The following is an 18,348-nucleotide window of genomic DNA, read 5'->3' on the forward strand; positions in this document are numbered from 1 at the left end:
GCCGCGACCGATGTAACCCCTTTAACGTAGAAAAAATTTGTTCATAATCTGCGTCAACGGATAAGTCACCATGGATTCAATCATCGGGGGCAAGTCCAATGGCCGGATAACCATCTTAATCGTCATATCGGCAGATAAATGGCGGCGGACCATCTCATTCATTTTTTTACTGATGTTTTTGATATATGCCGCATCGTTGGCGTGTGAGGGAGACTTGATTTGAACGACGTGCCTTAACGCGCAACTAGTATCCTGATTTTTTATTTCTAGCATCCGGTGACACAATGTCCACAATATCCGATGCCGACGCAATCCCTCCTCTTTCCGGAATCGGCGGAAATAGCGATAAAAATACTTATAGTGACTAACCTCGTCGCGCCCAATCAACGATGCCATTTCTTTTAATATCGGTTCAGTAGTGCAACGCGACAGAGCCCGATATAGCGCCGCGGTACTCGCCTCCACTGCACAATGCGCCACCATCTCCAGACCCTTGGTAGGTGCTAAAAGCTCTACCTTGCAATGATCAGAATACTCTTTAAAAAAATGTCGATAACCAGTTTCCCAGTCAAACTCTGGCCATACATAATTCACATATGCCCGCAAAGCTTGCCCGTGTTGAAGCTCTTCAACTTCCCATTGATTGCGCAACCAATCTTCAATTTCTGGTTCATCCCGGTAATATTCAACCAGATTCTGCGTATATAAACTTGATCCACTCTCGATAAATGATGCGCTAGTCACTAAATAGAAAAGGTTTTCATCTAGCGCTACCTGCGCAAGGTCAATCGTAGAAAAATCAAGATCAGCTATTTTCCAATGTGTACTTTCTATTCCACCATTATAATTTTTATTCAATCTTTTCAATTCCTTAATAATATAAATGGGAAGTATCTCCACGTGACTTTCAAATCACGACCGTAATGAAGCCTGCAACCGTTGTGCCATCAAATAATTTACCTGCGACGAAGTTAATCACCTGCTTGATTACAGGAGAAATGAGTGGTTGAATTACACCGGTGGACGATTATTTTTGTTGATCAAGACATGCTTGTTGTTCAGTTTCGATCCTCGTTTTATCTGCGTAAATATCAGAGATTAATATGTTGCACGATATTTTTTACCAGTTGAAAAAGTTTCAGCTCGTTAAAAAATGGCGTCGCCAAACGCAAGCATCGTAAGTAGCGATGAGGCGATAACAGTTTGTTTGAATTACAAATTTTGGCCTTCCATTACCTATGAGACGAAGTTACCTCAATGCCAAAAAGCAGTTATCGTCCCATCCAAAGATCATAGTTCTTAAGCAGATCCGTGGCAGGTAATTCGATTATTTTCATGAGTCATATTGCTAGCCACTTAGCCTAAAACAGAGCTTTGAATAGTGGCCCATGTGTCTTCCACATCTGGCAAGCCGAGAATCCAATTGTCTGCGCCTTTTTGGCATGCAACTATCTGTTCATCGGTCATTTTTTCGATCGAATTACCTAATCTTTTACGTATCTCATGGGCGTATTTTTTATCCGACTCGCCACTCTCATCGGGATAATTGGCGGCACGCATTAGCCAGACACATGCCGGAATCGGATCACGTTTTTTAGTCCACATTAGAAATGAATTTTTATTCAAAAAACCATTCTCTGTATATTCAGCAATCCTTAATAAGCTAACTCGTATACTGATTATTTTCATTAATCCATTGATCTCAGGCGTGATCTCGACACGCCTGTTAAGGGAGCGTCCCTGGAATATGACAGCACCCGCAGCGGCAAGCATTTTGATTGCCTTGCGCTCTCCTCTCTCGGCCCGCTCCAGCAATTGACCCACCGTTACATCCTGCATTACCGCAGCAGCTGAAGCGAAAGAAACAGGCATGAAGAGAACGAACATTAATAAGAAGTTATACAATTTATACCCGTAAAAAAAATGCCAAAATGCGGAAATGGCACGAGGGCTTGAATGTAGTTTCACGCTTGCTAATCGATGGGTAATAAAATACCAATCGCATGTTGTGTTGCTGAACTAAAAGTCATTGGCAAGGAGAATATAGGTTTTTTGCGGAAATGTATCTAGGATCATTCTTATAATTCGCGTTTATTTTTTTTAGAAATTGGGAGAAATATAAACCAGCCAGACGTTGCATCTGGCGTTGCGTCGAACCGTTACACTGGCAATAGTTTCTTCGAAGGGGTCAAAGACTTAGCAATAAAACGCGCCTTCAAAAATATGGCTCACGTCCCATCAGGGCACCGACAAAAAAAGTTATTAATTTTCCGGAAAGTAAAATCAACTAAATTAGCAAAGATTCAAACAACGCATCACCACGCGCTGCAAACCATTACAAACCCATCAAGGCGCATCCGTGCCATTTTCGAACAAATCACCTTGTGCTCGCTGTGACGCTGTGCTCGCCACCCCTTTTCTCTCCAACGCACTGACGCGTACGCCAAGTAACCGCAGCTTTTGATGGAAAGAGACACGGCGGAGACATTCTCCTGCAGCACGCCGAATAGCGACCGCATCGTCGGTGCTTGAAGGAAGAGTGACGTCACGTGTCACCGCACTGAAATCAGTAAAGCGTAACTTGATTCCTACCGTGCGCCCAACGTAGCCTTTGCGCTGTAGATCGCCAGCGAGGCGCTCACATAAACGTGTAAATATTTCTGTGAGTGTTGTGCGATCTGCCGTTGCATGAAGGTCGCGCTCGAAAGTAGTTTCGCGACTGATCGACTTGGGTTCGGAATGCGTCACAACGGGCCCATCATCAATACCGTGTGCAACGCAATGCAGCCATGCGCCATAACTGCTACCGAAATTTTCCTGAAGCATGCCAGTGTCTGCGTGGGCCAGCTCCGCAATTGTACGAATACCTAACAAGGTTAATTTCTCGGCTGATTTTGGTCCGATACCATTAACCTTGCTTACCGAAAGCGGCCAGATACGGGTTGCTAAATCGGCTTGCGTCAGAATGGTCAATCCATTCGGTTTTTCCAGATCAGAACAGATTTTTGCGAGTAGTTTATTAGACGCAACGCCAATCGAGCAAGAAAGCCCGGTGGCATCATTTACCGCCTTTTTTATACGCGCTGCAAGAATAGCAATCGGTTCTGTTTGTCCGCTAAGATCAATGTAAATTTCATCTATACCACGGTCTTCAATGAGTGGCGTAATGCTCGCCACGGCAGCTTTAAATAATCTTGAATAATGTCGATACGCTTCAAAGTCGGTGGGCAATAAGACTGTATCCGGGGCCAGTTTTGCAGCCTTCATGATTCCCATTGCCGAAAAAATACCCAGCGCACGTGCTTCATAAGTAGATGTCGTGATTACACCGCGACCGACATAATGTCGGAGAGTTGCATAGCTGCGCGTCCCGTCCGCGTTTACGACCGGTTGATGGTCCGATCCACCACCAATGGCAACAGAGCGACCACGCAATTCCGGATAGCGTAATAGCTCTACCGAAGCATAGAAGGCATCCATATCGAGATGCGCAACATAGCGCGTTGGCAGTGACATATCGTTGGGAGTTTCGGACATTATCGACGTTGAATACTCTTAGTTGTTTTTAATAGTTCTGCGCCGCCAGACTAACACTCGGCGTGGCACTCTCATATTGCAGCAACTCACGACGCCAATTGCGCAAGCCAACAATCGCCAGAATAATAAACATTGCGTACAAGCCCGCAGTCAACTGTAAATCTTTGTAGACATACACGCCAATGTAAATGACGTCGACGGCTATCCATAGCCACCAGTTTGCAATGTATTTACGCGCCATCCAATATTGCGCCACCAGACTAAAACTGGTCAGAGCAGAATCAAGCCAGGGAATATGCGCATCCGTAAAGCGCGCCATCACGTAGCCCAGCAAGAGACTTCCCGCAGCGCCGATCATCAAACCAACCCAACAACCGGCGACTGACAATCGTCGGGGCATGATGTGTACTTTATCTTCATCTCGCGATGCATCCGGCAAGGTTTGGGAATGCGTGCGGTTGCGCGTCCAATGCCACCAGCCGTACAATTGCATGACAAAAAAAATCAGTTGCAGCAGCAAGTCAGAATACAATTTGGCATCAAAAAAGATCTGCGAATAAAACATCACCGATACACAACCAACCGGCCAGCACCATATGTTACGGCGTGCCGTGAGCCAGACCGCCAGCGCGCTGACAATGACCGCCACTATTTCCAAACCGGACATTTTTTTCTTTCAATTATGGACTGAGGAAGTTTATCTCTTCCAGGATTGTTCTCTTTTGAGATTGTCACTTCTTCGTACTGCGATCCCGCATATACGCTAACAATCGCCGTCCCGCATCGCTATTAAACCATTCTGCATGACCCAATAAATACGTATCATAAGCCACTGTTGCATTCTCCGCGGAGCCTTGAACGCCATAAAAATATGCCAGCTCGGAAAGCGCAAACTCCACGTGTGCAAGCGGCAGCAGAGCGGTCACGGCAGCCATATCGAACGCCGACAAAGGAACCACGGCTTCATAGCCATCCAGCAAAAGCGCCAATTGATCAAAGTGTACTAATTGATCGTCCTGTAACTGATTATTAGCGTCTAGCTGCGGAAGTTTCAGCCATTCGACAATATTCGTAACAATGGCGATAGCCAAATCGTAGACCGCGCAGGTTTGATCGCATAGGCCAAAGTCCAGTATTGTCGCTACTTTCGCCCCGCCAGCATCGTTCTGATCGTCTGATGCGCACCATAACAAATTGGAAGCATGCCAGTCGTTATGCGTCCATAAGGGCACCAGATTTTTTAGCAACGGTTGCAAGCATGCGTAAAAAGGCATCAATACACGCTCTACATCCTGACGCCAATCACGTTGTGCGACGTAGGTCGCCAAGCCTGGCCGGGCGTCGATGTAATGCGCCATCGCGGTGAGAGGATCATCGTCGCTAAATATTGAAAACCCCGACACCAGCAACATTGCCTTGCGTGCAGGAGCGTTATAACCGGCTGCACCCTGATGCATTTCCGCCAGGGCACGGCCGGCCGCATAGGCATGTCCGGGGTGCAAAAATGGTGTCCAGGAAAAGGCATCCCGATAGACGTCATTTCCCTTCGCCAGTCGATGCACTTCATAGGTCCAGTCGCCGTCGGCAATCGCTGTGGCACCATGCATATCAGCAAGAACTTCGCTGACGGCGGGTCCGTCAACCGACATATGCAATGCTAAATGTGCAATAAACCGATGCTCTTCCAAAAGATCAGCGGCACTGCGTATCGCCTTTATCAGACGCTTAACAAACAACATGCCTGACGTCGTCTCCACCACACAGGCGCTGGAAAACGGCCGTGGGCTAAACCATGTAAGGCGTATAACCTCACCGGTTTGTGGATACCGCCTCAACAAATCCTTTATTTCGGCCAGCTTCAGTGGCGGCCAGGCGGGTGGCACGTCATTCGCGTCCAGGCCATGACTGAGCAATGAAGTGTTATCGGTTTGGTGGCTCATCTTAAAATCAATTTCGACCTGCTTAAAAATCGTATTGGACGGACAAACGGGCGGTGCGCGGCGCGCCTAAATGCAAATAACCATCACCGAGGTATTCTCCAACGTCTTTCCAGTATTGCTTATTGAGCAGGTTATCGACGGCCAAACGAACGACTGCCTTGTGACCAGACAACACAGCGGCATAGCGCAAACCGGCATTAAATACATTAACGGACGGCACATCAACATCGCCTGAACGTGTCGCGGCCTTGCGCGCGCTATATTCCCAACCGCCCAGCAGATTCAGACCATCGATGCCCGGAACCGCATAGTCAGCGTAAATACTGCCTCGCAAACGTGGCACATTAATGGCTTGATGGCCATCGTATGCGGGTGTTCCCGTATTGGTAGCAATAGCCTGCGTTCCCGCAAAACTAGCGGTCAGTCGCAACCGTTTGGTGACTTGGCCAGCTGCGCTTAATTCAATGCCTTTATTAGTCTGTGTTCCTTCTTGCACATACTCAATATCGGCACCTTCCGGTTTCGGATATTCGTATGGCTTGGTCATCTGGAAAATGGCCGCGCTCAACATCAGTTGATTACTTACTTCAAATTTAATACCAGCTTCAATCTGGCGCGACACGGTCGGCGGCAAAAATGCCGAAGGGTTAATCGTCGCCCAAAACGGCGCCTGACCACCCATCGTCAGACCCTTGCTGTAGCTGGTATATAAAGTCATCGTTGCAAGCGGCTTATAGATCAATGCCAGTTGTGGTAACAGCATCGATTTGTCAGTTGTTCGCGTCGTCGCGCCGGTGTCATCGAATGCATTTTCACGCAACCAGACCTGACGTGCACCCGCCAGAATTTGCCAACGCTCGCTAAGTTGTATGCGATCCAATGCAAACAAACCCTGTTGCCGACTATCGAGACGGCGCGTGGAAGACGACGGTATATCAGTCGATGGCGCAAAAATTAACGGAGTCGCATTGTAGATATTGTCGCTGCCGACATACTGGTTGACGCCGTCGCTCAAACTCACCGTGCGACGGAAACTACTCGCACCGAACGTGAGGTCATGGCGTAATCCACCAAGCATTGTTTTGCCTTGCAAAATTGCCTGAACCTGATCGTTGCGTCGTGTGTCATTCGGGAAGCGATAATCGTAAACATCAACATCCCCGGTCGCGCTAAAGTATTGCGGCGGCGTGCCACCGGCCCCGCAACTACTCACATAAAAGCAGCCATAAGGAAATGTCGAATTATCATCAATAATCACCCTGCTCCGGCTAACTGCTAAAGAGCCATGCCAGTCCGGATTGATCGCTACGTCGAGACGCAAGTTGGTGTTCAACGAATCCATAGTGACAGGCTTGCCCCAAGGCTGCCCACCGAGCAAACGGTAAGGAGAAACACCGCTTGGGATAACAGTGCCGCCAAGTAGTTGATAACCCGGCACAGAAAGCTGCTGGCTATGCTGATCTTCAATATTAAACTGCAGCGTCGCAGACGGTGAGAGAACCCAATCCGCCGCTACTGAGACAAAATTGCGATTACCGCTCACGCCATCGACGTAGGTATTTATTCCTTCATGCGCGGCGTTAACCCGTAAACCGAACTGTTTTTGATCGCCAAATAACGTCCCGACATCGGTCGCCAGATAGCGCGATCCGCGCGAGTCGGTTCCCAACGTCACAGACGCGACATCGGCCGGTCGCTTGCTAATATAGTTGATCAATCCGCCGGGTGCGGCAAGGCCGCCCTGCAAGCCAGCTAATCCCTTCAATACCTCTACCCGCTCTTTATTTTCCAGTGCCACATTTTGCTCACCCGAAATCGTCATGCCATCCAGTTGGTAGCTAGACGCCAAATCTAACGAAAATCCCCTGATGCTAAAATTTTCGTAATAGCCCAATGGCGTGTAATTATTATCAATCGAGGCATCGTTACGTACCACATCACTGAGTAACCGAGATTGCTGATCGTCCAGCTGACTGCGCGTAACCACCGAGATCGACGCTGGTGTGTCTAACAACGTCTCGCTGCCAAATGTACCGACTGTCGCTGATCTGGCACGATAGCTATCCTTTGCTTCACCTTCTGCCTTGACGGTAACCAGCGGTAATTCGTGTGTATTTGGAATCCTAACCGCTGTCGTGGCGCTCTGACTGGACGGCTGATCTACTTCAGTTTCTGCACAGCTAACGCCTGCGCCAACGGTAGTCGTTGCAGCAACCAACATTGTTAACAGTTTTTTTGCAAAAGGAAAAGAAGAACTGATCAGGCTGCGAACTGGCAATTTTTTTATCGATGTCATGTAGGTAGTGCGTTAATTATTGCAGTTAAAAAGTGGGAGGAAAATTGCTTTATTAACAATTGTTACAATACTCAGATGAGTCAATTGTGATTTCAAATTTCAAGCGAAAAGCATTCCGACGTTGCGTTAGTTACTTTGAGCAGCATCATCTGATGTAGCAAAATTTATTCTGCGAAAGTGGAATCTCTGCCTCGGTTTCTATCCAGATCTCTGTCCTAATCTAAATCCTGATCTGTCCACTCAACCGAAAAACAACGCGCTAGATTATCCTTCGACAACACCAGTTCTGGCAATAAAGCTTGAAATCGATATAAATACGTCGTGTTTTACAACACTTATATTTAAAAACTCACTTCACAATTTGCACGACTGGTCATCACGATAATTTCCCAAAAGCATCTCTTTGAAGTCGATTGCGGTTAAGAACCTTACGGTAACTGTACGTCCTCGTTAAAATCCGATATTTATGAAAAATATAACCGCCACAAAACGTTAATTTTACCTAACGATACGGATCAAATTGCGATACAGTAACCATTATCCGTACCCTGGTACGGGCACCGCTCATCAATTACTTTTATTCAGCACCAGCAAAGGTTTATTTGTGAGCTTATTCAGTAAAACTAAAAAAAATGCAGGTTGGTTAGCGATTGGTTGTCATTTCGATGGTGTTTACGCCGCCCATTTAAAAAGGTTGCCGTCTAGCAAGCCTAGCGTGGAATTATTATCTTTTTACCCTTCAGAAAAAACTACAACAGCCGTTACGCTCAGTAAGCTTGCGCAAGATATCAACGTAAATCGTTATCAATGCTCCCACTTACTCAATATCGGTGAGTATCAACTACTCTCCATTGATCCGCTAAATGTGCCGCCAGATGAGCTTAAAAAAGCCGTACGCTGGCGCTTAAAGGATATGCTGGACTATCACGTTGACGACGCCACCATTGATGTTCTTGCTATCCCCATCGACAAAAATGGGCCATTACACAGCAACGCGCTGTTTGCAGTGGTGGTCCGCAATCAATTAATCGAACAGCGTCAAGCGTTATTCGAAGATGCCAATATTGCGTTACGCGTCATTGATGTTCCTGAAATGGCGCAGCGTAACATCGCTACATTACTAGAACCAGAAGGACATGCCGTCGCGTTGCTGTCCTTCAATTCGGAAGGTGGGCTCGTTACCATCACCTCCGCAGGTGAGCTCTATTTGTCACGCCGAATGGATACCACCATCACCCAACTACAAGCGGCCGACGCATCTCAAATCACAATCATTTACGAACGCATTACACTCGACCTCCAACGATCATTAGATCATTTTGATCGACAGTATCACGCGCTGTCATTGTCAAAATTAATACTCTCCCCGATGGGAGAAGAGGGAACAGCGCTGCAGGAATACCTTTCCGCCAATCTATACATTCCAATTGAAACCTTGAATTTAGAAACCATTCTAGATTTTTCCAAGGTGCCGGAACTCTACAAGATTGAGCAACAACAACGCTACTTCATCACGCTGGGTGCGGCGTTGCGCCTTGATGAGAAGAAGTTATGAGTCAGCAGATCAATCTTTTCAATCCCATATTTTTAAAGCAAAAGAAATATTTTTCTGCGGTAGCGATGCTTCAGGCGTTGGGATTAATAATCCTTGGTGCCGCATGTATTTCCGTTTATTCTGGCTATCAATTTTCTAGCGTCAGTAAAGACGAGGCCAGTACTTTTGCGCAGTTAATAGTGGTTCAGGCCGAGTTAAACAAAGTCACTACTGAATATGCACCGCATCCAAAAAGTCAATCTATCGAGGATAGCGTTACAAAGACAGACCTGGAAGTCAAATCCTTGCAACAGGTATTCGATAAACTGGAAAAAGGTGACATCGGCAATACCAGCGGCTATTCAGCTTATTTAGGCGCCTTTTCTCGTCAAATAGTGGATGGCTTGTGGTTAACCGGTTTCAGTATTATCGGCGCTGGCAACGAGATGGATTTGCGCGGCCGCGCATTGCGCCCTGAGCTAGTGCCCTATTATATTGGTCGTCTTAAAAATGAGACCGTCATGCAAGGAAAAACTTTTTCCAGACTTGATATCCACGTCCCGCAAATAGCAGCGAGCGGCAATGCGCATCAAGCTAATTCTCCGATCGCTGCGCCCTACGTGGAGTTTGATCTGCGATCATCAGGCATAGCGAAAGACAAGACGGCCTCTGACATCGCGTCATACACCGCGCCACCCTCCGCGATTCCTTCTATCATGCCAAATATTCCGGCAACGACCGCTGTACAAAACGCCAAACCCGTCAAGCAACCGGCAGAATTACGCGGAGAAAAAGGGTAATGAAACACAACCTCCAGCCAATCATTTCAAAAATTGATGCCATGAGTCTGCGTGAGCGCATCATGATCTTCATCGGTGCTGCACTGACGCTCATACTATTATTCAATACATTATTATTTAATCCACAATTTGACCGACAAAAACTAATGTCGCTCCACATTCAAAACAATCAATCAAAAATTGCTGTAATACAGACTGCGATTCAAGAACGCCTGAGATCAAGAGCCTTCGATCCGGATGTTATCAACAGTGATCGTTTAAAAATTTTGCAGGAGCAATCGCAACAACTCCATTCCAAGCTGTTGGGATTAAATAGCGTGCTCGTCAAGCCGGAGAACATGACATCGCTACTCGAAGATATCTTGAAACGTAACGGCGCGTTACGCTTAATTTCGCTCAACACACTTCCCGTCAGCACGCTAAACAATCCCAACCCCACACCCACTGACGAAAAAATTTCGCTAGAAAAGCCATCTGTAACGGGAGCACAGGCAGTGCGTGGCATCGAAAACGGCAGCGGCATTTACAAACATGGTGTCGAAATTGTTATTCAAGGAAGGTATCTCGACATGATGCATTACATGTCGGCACTGGAAGCAATGCCTTGGCAATTATTTTGGGGCAAAGCAACGATGCAGATAGACACTTATCCGGACGCCACCTTAAGTCTGACGCTGTTCACCTTAAGCCTGGATGAAAAATGGCTAAATCTATGAGCACATTTGCCAAATGGATCGCAACAGCAGCATATTGCTCCTTGCTGATAGCATCAACGGTCATGGCACAAACTACGCCTGACCCGACACGCCCACCAGATTCCATCGGTATCAGTACCGGACACGGCGAAGCGATCCCGGCAGCCAGTGGCCCGGTACTCCAATCCGTCATCATTTCAGAGCATAGCAAGATAGCGATTATCAGCGGGAAAACAGTCAAACTTCGTCAAAAATTCGGTGAATTTCGTCTGGTAAAGATGAGTGAAACCGAAGTCATTTTACAAAATGGAAAAGAACAACAAGTGTTGAAACTTTTTCCTGATATACAAAAAAAATCAGTCAACAAATCTACACCTTAAAATGTACATCAACAGGCTTTAGAAAAGAATGCAAAAGACTCTCATAGCTATTTTGATCGTAGGATTGACAGGATGCGCTTCACCGGCCTCTAAGCGTGAAACGTACGACCTTATCAATACCGAGATGAATAGCGCGGTAGAAAACAACGCGAAGCGCACCCAGCAGGAAGCCGTTTTTGCGTCGCTGTTGCCGCCGCTCAAAATTGAAATGCCAAAAACGCGGCAACCAATGGAAGAGCGATTTAATTTATCGTTCAATAATGTGCCAGCAAGTCAGTTTTTTATGGCGCTGGTTGCCGGTACGCGTTACAACATGCTGGTTCATCCTGACGTCACCGGCACTATTTCGGCCAATCTTAAAAACGTGACATTGTTTGAAGCACTGGACGCAATCCGAGAACTCTATGGCTATGAATACAAGGTTGAAGGCACGCGTATTTATGTTAAACCGTTAAGTTTGCAAACAAGTATTTTTCAGGTCAATTATCTCAGCGGCAGTCGCAAAGGATCATCTGATATCCGCGTTACTTCAGGTTCGGTGAGTGACGTTGTATCCAGTAATTCGGGTAGTAACAACACGCCCGGATATCAGTCGCAGTCCGGAACGACCTCGCGTGCAGTCGACAGCAGCAAAATTAGTACAACTTCAAACAACGACTTTTGGGGCGAACTGAAGGCCTCTTTAAACGCCATCATTGGCGACAAAGACGGACGTAGCGTCGTGATCAGCCCGCAATCGGGTGTCGTAGTGATTCGCGCCATGTCGGATGAATTGCGGAATGTCTCGACGTTTTTAAAGGCGACCCAATTATCGGTAGATCGCCAGGTGATTTTGGAAGCCAAAATCATTGAGGTCTCACTCAATGATAATTTTCAATCTGGCGTTAATTGGTCTGCCTTTGGCGGCAAAGGTAGCCGGACTTCGCTCGGCTATGTCGCACCTGGAACAACGCTTTCGTCAGTCGCTGGCACAACCTTGACCAACGGTGGTACTAACGCAATCAACGCCGTTGCTGGCAGCACCTTGGGCGCGGTCAACACGGCGGCTGGCTCGCTGTTCGGTTTGGCCTTTCAAAATAGCAATTTTGCAGCGCTGATTTCGTTTCTCGACTCTCAAGGAACGGTGCATGTCTTATCCAGTCCCCGCATCGCCACGATGAATAATCAAAAAGCGGTCTTGAAAGTCGGTACAGATGAGTTTTTTGTGACGAAATTGACGACCTCCCAAGGCGTAAGTTCCGGCAATACGACTACGCTACCGATCACTACCGTGGATGTGCAGCCCTTTTTCTCTGGTGTATCACTGGATGTGACGCCTCAAATTGATGCAATCGGCAATATCACCTTGCATATTCACCCGTCCGTGAGTCAAGTAACAACAGTCGACAAAGTGATCAATTTGGGAGCAAGTGGCGGCACATTGAGCTTGCCTTTAGCCTCCAGCGCAATCTCCGAGACCGATAGCGTGGTCCGCGGTCAGGATGGACGGATCATTGCCATTGGTGGTCTGATGCGCCAATCGTCCTCATCTGATCGCGCCCAAGTACCCGGGGCCGCTGATGTGCCAGTGCTCGGTAATCTATTCCGCAATAACAGCCGTGTGTCGCAAAAAAGCGAATTGGTCATCTTGCTCAAACCAACCATCGTTCAGGGCGAAGATAGCTGGGATCAGGACATGCTTGATAGTCAGCGCAGATTGCAAGGTTTGGTACCGCGCAATATGGGCGACGGAGACGCACAGGTCCAAGGACAGCGCTAACCATGTATAAAGCACATTTCTGTTTACGTGAATTACCATTTGGTATAACACCCGATACCAGCTTTTTTTTCGCATGCTCGAATTATCAGGCTGCCTTAAATACGCTGTTGATTGCGACCAATAATGGTGAAGGCTTCATCAAAATTACCGGTGAAGTTGGCACCGGAAAAACAATGTTATGTCGCAAGTTCATGTCAACCCTCGACGATAGCTTTGTGACAGCTTACATACCCAATCCATCGCTTGAACCGCGCCCGTTGATGCTGGCGGTAGCAGACGAATTGGAGATTGTGCTGGAGAAGGATGTCGACCAACATCATTTGATGAAATCAATCAATCTCCGTTTACTTAAACTGGCCGAACAAGGAAAAAAAGTCGTACTGTGCCTGGATGAAGCACAAGCGTTGCCGCTGGAAAGTCTGGAGGCGCTGCGTTTATTAACCAATCTGGAAACAGAAAAAAGAAAGTTATTGCAAATCGTCCTGTTTGGACAGCCTGAATTAAATCTGAAATTGCAAAACAATACGATTCGGCAATTGAAGCAGCGCATCACATTTGAATACGATATTGCGCCACTGACCAAAGATGACATGGCGTTTTATATTTCGCATCGTCTGAACGTTGCTGGATTCACTGGTAGCCGCTTGTTCACCCATGGCGCACTGCGACGCCTGTACAGAGCGAGCGGCGGAATTCCGCGATTGGTAAATATTTTAGCCCACAAATCCTTGATGGCTGCTTACGGCAAAGGCCATCAGCAGGTTGGTCCGGCAAATGTCCGTGTGGCAGTGAAGGATACCTTTTCCTCAAAACCTCATTCATGGTTCTGGCGACTATTAGGCGGCTCGGCGTTCTTTTTTTTATTTATAGATATGGCTGTGGATTATTTTAAATGAGTCTTATCAATCAAATGCTGCAGGATCTCGACAAGCGTGGATCCACCGTTGGTGTAGTTATCGGACCGACCGGGACGGGCGCCTTGTCGCAAAACCACATCCGGACAGTACCGAATGTAGATAATAAATCGCGACGTATCTGGTGGGTGGCGGCGCTGTTGTTGTTGTTGTTGATAGCCATAGTAATCGGTGCAGTGTGGGGATTGCGGTATTGGCAAAAAGCATCGCCTGCCGCAGCCATCGTTAAACCTGCGGCGTCAGGGCAAGCAATAAAAGCTACGCCTTTACCCGCTCCCGCATTAACAATATTACCCGCGACACCTGCGATACCTGCGATACCAACCGCACCCGATGCCCTACCGACCGATGTATCCCCTGCAGGGACATCAGAAATAAAGCCAGCGTTGACTTCCCCCTCAGAAGTGCTTCCTGTTAAACCGCTGCCGGCGCCTATGAGCATTGGCAAAAGCACCGCGAATGATCCAACAAAGAATGATGAGACTAAGTCGATCACCAATAACAATACAGACATTGCTGGCAGGATTGCCAATACGCTGAATGCCGATGCAAATGCGTCAACAATCCTTAACGCCACGCCAGTCTTGCGCTCTACGCAAAATGACGTAAAAGCAATTCCCCGCAATAACACAAAAAAAAAAGGGAAGGCTGACTCAGAAAACGACGGCAAGATAGCGCCTCAAGCCAAAGAAGTGACCCCGCAACAAGCCATAGACAATCATTATCGCAAAGCCGTTACGCTGATCGATGTCGGGCAGATATCACAAGCTATCGATATGCTGCAGCAAGTTTTACAGCTTGATCCAAAACACGCGGCGGCCCGCCAAACCTTGGTTGGTTTGCTGCTCGACACAAAGCATCAGGATGATGCCATGCGCAAGTTGCAAGAGGGAATAGCCATTGATCCCGCTCAAACAGGCATGGCGATGATTTTGGCGCGTCTTCAGGTTGAGCGCGGCAACACACGGACAGCGCTGGAAACGTTGGAGCGATCGCTCTCGTATGCACTGGCTGATGCGGATTACCAAGCTTTTCTGGCGGCTTTATTGCAGCGTGAAAAACGACACAAAGAAGCCATTGATCATTATGCAATTGCGATCCGCAAGATGCCTGAAAACGGTCTTTGGTGGATGGGCTACGGTATTTCTTTGCAGGCTGAAAATCGCTTACCAGAAGCCAAGGACGCATTTACCCGCGCTAAATCGTCCTCGACATTATCGCCAGAATTACGGACTTTTGTCGATCAAAAATTGAGCCAGATGCCGCGCTAATAGCCATCCTATCTTAAATAAAATGTCCTTTAAAAAAACAATACAGCATTTGGCTTCGGCGCTTGGGCTACTGACTGCACCAATTACGCTTATTACCGCTATTGCCGCTATTGCGCTGAGTTACAGCGCCAGACTGCAATTCATTATCCGAAGGCGTGCGACGCAGAGTCAAGAGCGCCTTTCTATCGCCGGAATGGTCAAAATATCGTCTTATCCAAAAGCATGGATCAATGCGCGTCCTAACTCAAATTTTATCCGTCACCAAACATCCTCTCTGCGTACTCACCTCCGGCGGTGGTTATTTTTACTAATCGTCCTACCGTTACTGTTACTGACAGCATTGCCGGCACAAGCTATCGACTACACTTTTCCAGGCTATCTTCCGGCCGGTTGCAGCGGCGGTAGCGGCTCCTACACATGTGGCACCTTGTCTCTCGCTGCTGGCGATACGATCAGTATTTACGCCCCAGCCACCGTCACCGTAAATGGCGCTTTTTCTGCGGGCGCCAGTTGCCAGATCAATAAAGGGGGTTCGGCTTCGAATCTGAACTTCAACGTAAGCGGCGCAATCGGATTCGGCGCCAGTTGCATTTCGAACGCTAACTTAACTTCTGGTGGGGCAATTGATATCGGCGCTAATAGCACGCTCAGCGGCAATATCACCACGAATATCGGGGCCGTCACGGTGGGTGCCGGTACTGACATAAACGGCACTATCAGCACCGTTCAAGGCGCAGTAACAGTCGGCGCGGGAAGCTCAGTCAGCGGCAGTCTTACCACCATCCAGACTGGTGCGATCACGATTGGCGCGACGGTTATGATTGGTGGCAGCATTAGTACTGCTACCGGCGGCGTCGGTATCGGTGCAGGCACTAGCGTTGGTGGCTCCATTTCTAGTAGCGCTGTCGGTGCCATCACGTTAGGCGCATCAATAACTGTGAACGGAAACGTCGGTACCGCTTCCGGTAACATCGCTGTGGGAGCAAACACCACAGTCAGCGGTTTGATCTCAACGAATATGTCCGACCCTATTACTCTCGGTAACATGGCCATTATCAACAGCGTGTGTTGCCTGGCAACTGGTGACAGTAGCTGCGTGACCAATAACACCAACTTACCCTCGCCGCTTGTATGTCCAGCCCCAGCAGGTGCTGGCGGTGCATCGCATGTCAGTACCTTTGACTGCCTGGAAAAGGATAGCAATACGCCATGGGTAGCAACGGCAAGAAAACCGCTCTTTACTAAGCTGGTCAACGCTAACTTTACCTTCGACATCGCGGCGCTTAAATCCGATGGCACACTGGCGACCGGTTACAGCGGCACTACTAGCACCCCCAAGTCGGTCAGAGTGGATTTATTCAACGATACAACCCCACCGACCAGTTGCACAGCCCTGGCTAGCCAAACCCCTGTGGCATCTCAAACAGTGAACTTCTCCGTAAGTGCTGCCGGGCGCACGTCGACCGGCAATTTCAACCTTGCAAATGCCGCCCCAATATTACGGTGTCGCGTCCGGGAATGCACCGATAGTAGCTGTGGAAGCTTCACCGCTTTGGCTCCGGCTTGCTCTTCCGATCAGTTCTCGGTGCGCCCTTCCACGGTCACGCTATCGACCTCAGCAACGGCGACAGCACCCTCAACAACCGCACTCCCAATCATCAATGGAGGCAGTGGTTTCAGCCTGCTCGCTGCTACTCATGCCAATGATGGCTATGCGGGAGCCATGGCCCTCGACACCACAAAATTAACGGCTCAAACTACCACGCAAGCCGCAACGCAACAAAGCGGCGGCGTAGCCGGCATCCTGTCGCCCGCTACATTAGCCGTCAATACCAAAGCGATCAATGCGACTTATACCGAAGTGGGCTATCTTTATCTCGCCCCCGGTGCGTATCGCGACGACACGTTCACGGCCATAGATAGCGCCAATGGGGATTGCATAACAAGTACCTCAGCTGATAGCAATCTCTCTGATACCTTAATCGGAGGAAAATATGGCTGCAGCATTGGCAATACCGGCACACTGTCGTTCGGACGCTTCATACCGGATCACTTCGCCATAAGCCCTTCCCCGATCACCGCCGCGTGCGCCGCTTCCAGCACCCCTTTTAGTTATTTCGGACAAGACGGTTTCATTACTGCGTTTGGCTTGATGGCGCAAAACACGGCAAACGGTATCACCCAAAATTACACTGGCGTATTTGCCAAGTTAAATCTGACTAATTATGCTGGTTACCGTTTTAGTACGAGCGCATTGCCGACAGGATCAAACTTAACCAGCAGCGCCACCGGCGTGAGCGGCAACTGGACCAACGGCTCTGCCAGCGTATCAGCAGGCCAGCAAATCAGCCGACCAAATGTCGCAACAATAGAAACCTTCGTTACCGTACTTGCGGCACCAAGTGATGGTGAAGTCACAGCAAGCACACCCACCGCGGTCGGCAGTGCCACCAGATTGCGCTACGGACGGCTCAAGATGCAGAACGCGTACGGTTCAGAGTTATTGGCATTACCGATACCGCTTGAGGCCCAATACTGGACGGGGTCCTACTATGTCACCAATATGGCTGACAGCTGCACTGTCATCCCTGCATCCAGCATCAAAATGAATAACTATCTTAAGCAACTCAGTGCGTGCAAAACCCAGCTGTCTCCCGCTGGCAGTACAACACTGATTGCAGGAAAACTACCAGCACCGGGATTAATCCTCACCAAACCCGGTGCAAAAAATGCTGGCAGTGTGGACCTAACTGTCAACATCAGTACCAGCGCAACGGATAACACTTGCGTAAGCACAACCGAGTCGGCAGCCACCAGCGCCAACATTCCCTGGTTTGGTATCAACCCTGCTTCTCGAGCGACTTTTGGGCTTTATAAATCATCGATTATTTATCAGCGAGAGATGTACTAATTGGAATTAATTGGTATTAGTAATTTTTTTGACTTTCAGCGTTAGAGGCGCGCCAGAGGCGCATCTGCGGCACAAAATACAAGCGTCGTTCATGAAGAAGAAGCGGTGAATTTATTAAAAAAATTCCATGCGGCAATATTATAAGCACGAGGCCTTTATTACTATTTCAATCTAATAAAATTGATTAATAAAATTAAATTTCTGTACAGAAATACTTCACGAGACCTCGCGCCTTCATCACCGCAATTTAACGCGGATTAACCACATTTTATTATCAAATGTTAAATTTTTTAGTGCAAATCGTTATATAT

14 protein-coding genes are annotated in these 18,348 nt (G+C 48.0%); 8 read left to right on the forward strand and 6 right to left on the reverse strand.

Features of this window, described 5'->3' with window-relative positions; genetic code table 11:
* Positions 1-21: 21 nt before the first annotated feature.
* From QN379_RS07095 to QN379_RS07120, 6 genes are all read right to left on the reverse strand, one after another.
* Positions 22-858, reverse strand: coding sequence for a ferritin-like domain-containing protein (locus tag QN379_RS07095; protein WP_416186825.1), 837 nt, complete (start codon positions 856-858; stop codon positions 22-24).
* Positions 859-1,356: 498 nt separating this feature from the next.
* Positions 1,357-1,968, reverse strand: a complete 612-nt coding sequence (locus tag QN379_RS07100) for a hypothetical protein (RefSeq protein WP_322237994.1) — start codon at positions 1,966-1,968, stop codon at positions 1,357-1,359.
* Between the two features lie 378 nt (positions 1,969-2,346).
* Positions 2,347-3,516 carry a DNA polymerase IV gene (dinB, locus tag QN379_RS07105; protein WP_323506393.1) on the reverse strand — a complete coding sequence of 390 codons (1,170 nt, stop codon included), beginning with the start codon at positions 3,514-3,516 and terminating at the stop codon, positions 2,347-2,349.
* Between the two features lie 49 nt (positions 3,517-3,565).
* Positions 3,566-4,204, reverse strand: coding sequence for a nicotinamide riboside transporter PnuC (gene pnuC / locus QN379_RS07110; RefSeq protein ID WP_323506338.1), 639 nt, complete (start codon positions 4,202-4,204; stop codon positions 3,566-3,568).
* Positions 4,205-4,268: 64 nt separating this feature from the next.
* Entirely contained in the window at positions 4,269-5,477 is a 1,209-nt protein-coding gene (locus QN379_RS07115) for a phosphotransferase enzyme family protein (RefSeq protein ID WP_323506339.1), read from the reverse strand.
* A gap of 22 nt (positions 5,478-5,499) precedes the next feature.
* The gene (locus QN379_RS07120) at positions 5,500-7,773 is read right to left on the reverse strand and encodes a TonB-dependent siderophore receptor (RefSeq protein WP_323506340.1); all 2,274 of its coding nucleotides are present in this window, start codon (positions 7,771-7,773) and stop codon (positions 5,500-5,502) included.
* A 715-nt stretch (positions 7,774-8,488) separates the two neighbouring features.
* On the opposite strand from QN379_RS07120, the gene QN379_RS07125 reads away from it, so the two are divergent.
* From QN379_RS07125 to QN379_RS07160, 8 genes are all read left to right on the forward strand, one after another.
* Positions 8,489-9,328, forward strand: coding sequence for an agglutinin biogenesis protein MshI (locus tag QN379_RS07125; RefSeq protein WP_322237987.1), 840 nt, complete (start codon positions 8,489-8,491; stop codon positions 9,326-9,328).
* On the forward strand, positions 9,325-10,107 hold the full coding sequence (locus QN379_RS07130; RefSeq protein WP_322237985.1) for an MSHA biogenesis protein MshI: 783 nt from the start codon (positions 9,325-9,327) through the stop codon (positions 10,105-10,107). Before QN379_RS07125 ends, QN379_RS07130 begins: the two co-directional genes overlap by 4 nt.
* The gene (locus QN379_RS07135; RefSeq protein ID WP_322237983.1) at positions 10,107-10,823 is read left to right on the forward strand and encodes an MSHA biogenesis protein MshJ; all 717 of its coding nucleotides are present in this window, start codon (positions 10,107-10,109) and stop codon (positions 10,821-10,823) included. The genes QN379_RS07130 and QN379_RS07135 overlap by 1 nt, the downstream gene beginning before the upstream one ends.
* A gap of 62 nt (positions 10,824-10,885) precedes the next feature.
* Positions 10,886-11,182, forward strand: a complete 297-nt coding sequence (locus QN379_RS07140; protein ID WP_323506341.1) for an MSHA biogenesis protein MshK — start codon at positions 10,886-10,888, stop codon at positions 11,180-11,182.
* Positions 11,183-11,210: 28 nt separating this feature from the next.
* The gene (locus tag QN379_RS07145; RefSeq protein WP_322237979.1) at positions 11,211-12,941 is read left to right on the forward strand and encodes a secretin N-terminal domain-containing protein; all 1,731 of its coding nucleotides are present in this window, start codon (positions 11,211-11,213) and stop codon (positions 12,939-12,941) included.
* 2 nt (positions 12,942-12,943) lie between these two features.
* A complete protein-coding gene (locus QN379_RS07150) occupies positions 12,944-13,837 on the forward strand; it encodes an ExeA family protein (RefSeq protein WP_323506342.1) in 894 nt (297 codons plus the stop codon).
* Entirely contained in the window at positions 13,834-15,126 is a 1,293-nt protein-coding gene (locus tag QN379_RS07155; protein WP_323506343.1) for a tetratricopeptide repeat protein, read from the forward strand. Before QN379_RS07150 ends, QN379_RS07155 begins: the two co-directional genes overlap by 4 nt.
* Before the next feature lie 22 nt (positions 15,127-15,148).
* On the forward strand, positions 15,149-18,037 hold the full coding sequence (locus QN379_RS07160; protein WP_323506344.1) for a DUF6701 domain-containing protein: 2,889 nt from the start codon (positions 15,149-15,151) through the stop codon (positions 18,035-18,037).
* The last annotated feature ends 311 nt before the right edge of the window (positions 18,038-18,348 follow it).

This window comes from Glaciimonas sp. Gout2, from assembly GCF_035018905.1.
Taxonomy (GTDB): domain Bacteria; phylum Pseudomonadota; class Gammaproteobacteria; order Burkholderiales; family Burkholderiaceae_D; genus Glaciimonas.

Bases quoted from the DNA above. Each gene is read 5' to 3' on its own strand.
- dinB (WP_323506393.1), bottom strand. From the start codon at position 3,516: ATGTCACTGCCAACGCGCTATGTTGCGCATCTCGATATGGATGCCTTC.
- pnuC (WP_323506338.1), bottom strand. From the start codon at position 4,204: ATGTCCGGTTTGGAAATAGTGGCGGTCATTGTCAGCGCGCTGGCGGTC.
- QN379_RS07115 (WP_323506339.1), bottom strand. From the start codon at position 5,477: ATGAGCCACCAAACCGATAACACTTCATTGCTCAGTCATGGCCTGGAC.
- QN379_RS07120 (WP_323506340.1), bottom strand. From the start codon at position 7,773: ATGACATCGATAAAAAAATTGCCAGTTCGCAGCCTGATCAGTTCTTCT.
- QN379_RS07130 (WP_322237985.1), top strand. From the start codon at position 9,325: ATGAGTCAGCAGATCAATCTTTTCAATCCCATATTTTTAAAGCAAAAG.
- QN379_RS07135 (WP_322237983.1), top strand. From the start codon at position 10,107: ATGAAACACAACCTCCAGCCAATCATTTCAAAAATTGATGCCATGAGT.
- QN379_RS07140 (WP_323506341.1), top strand. From the start codon at position 10,886: ATGGCACAAACTACGCCTGACCCGACACGCCCACCAGATTCCATCGGT.
- QN379_RS07145 (WP_322237979.1), top strand. From the start codon at position 11,211: ATGCAAAAGACTCTCATAGCTATTTTGATCGTAGGATTGACAGGATGC.
- QN379_RS07150 (WP_323506342.1), top strand. From the start codon at position 12,944: ATGTATAAAGCACATTTCTGTTTACGTGAATTACCATTTGGTATAACA.
- QN379_RS07155 (WP_323506343.1), top strand. From the start codon at position 13,834: ATGAGTCTTATCAATCAAATGCTGCAGGATCTCGACAAGCGTGGATCC.
- QN379_RS07160 (WP_323506344.1), top strand. From the start codon at position 15,149: ATGTCCTTTAAAAAAACAATACAGCATTTGGCTTCGGCGCTTGGGCTA.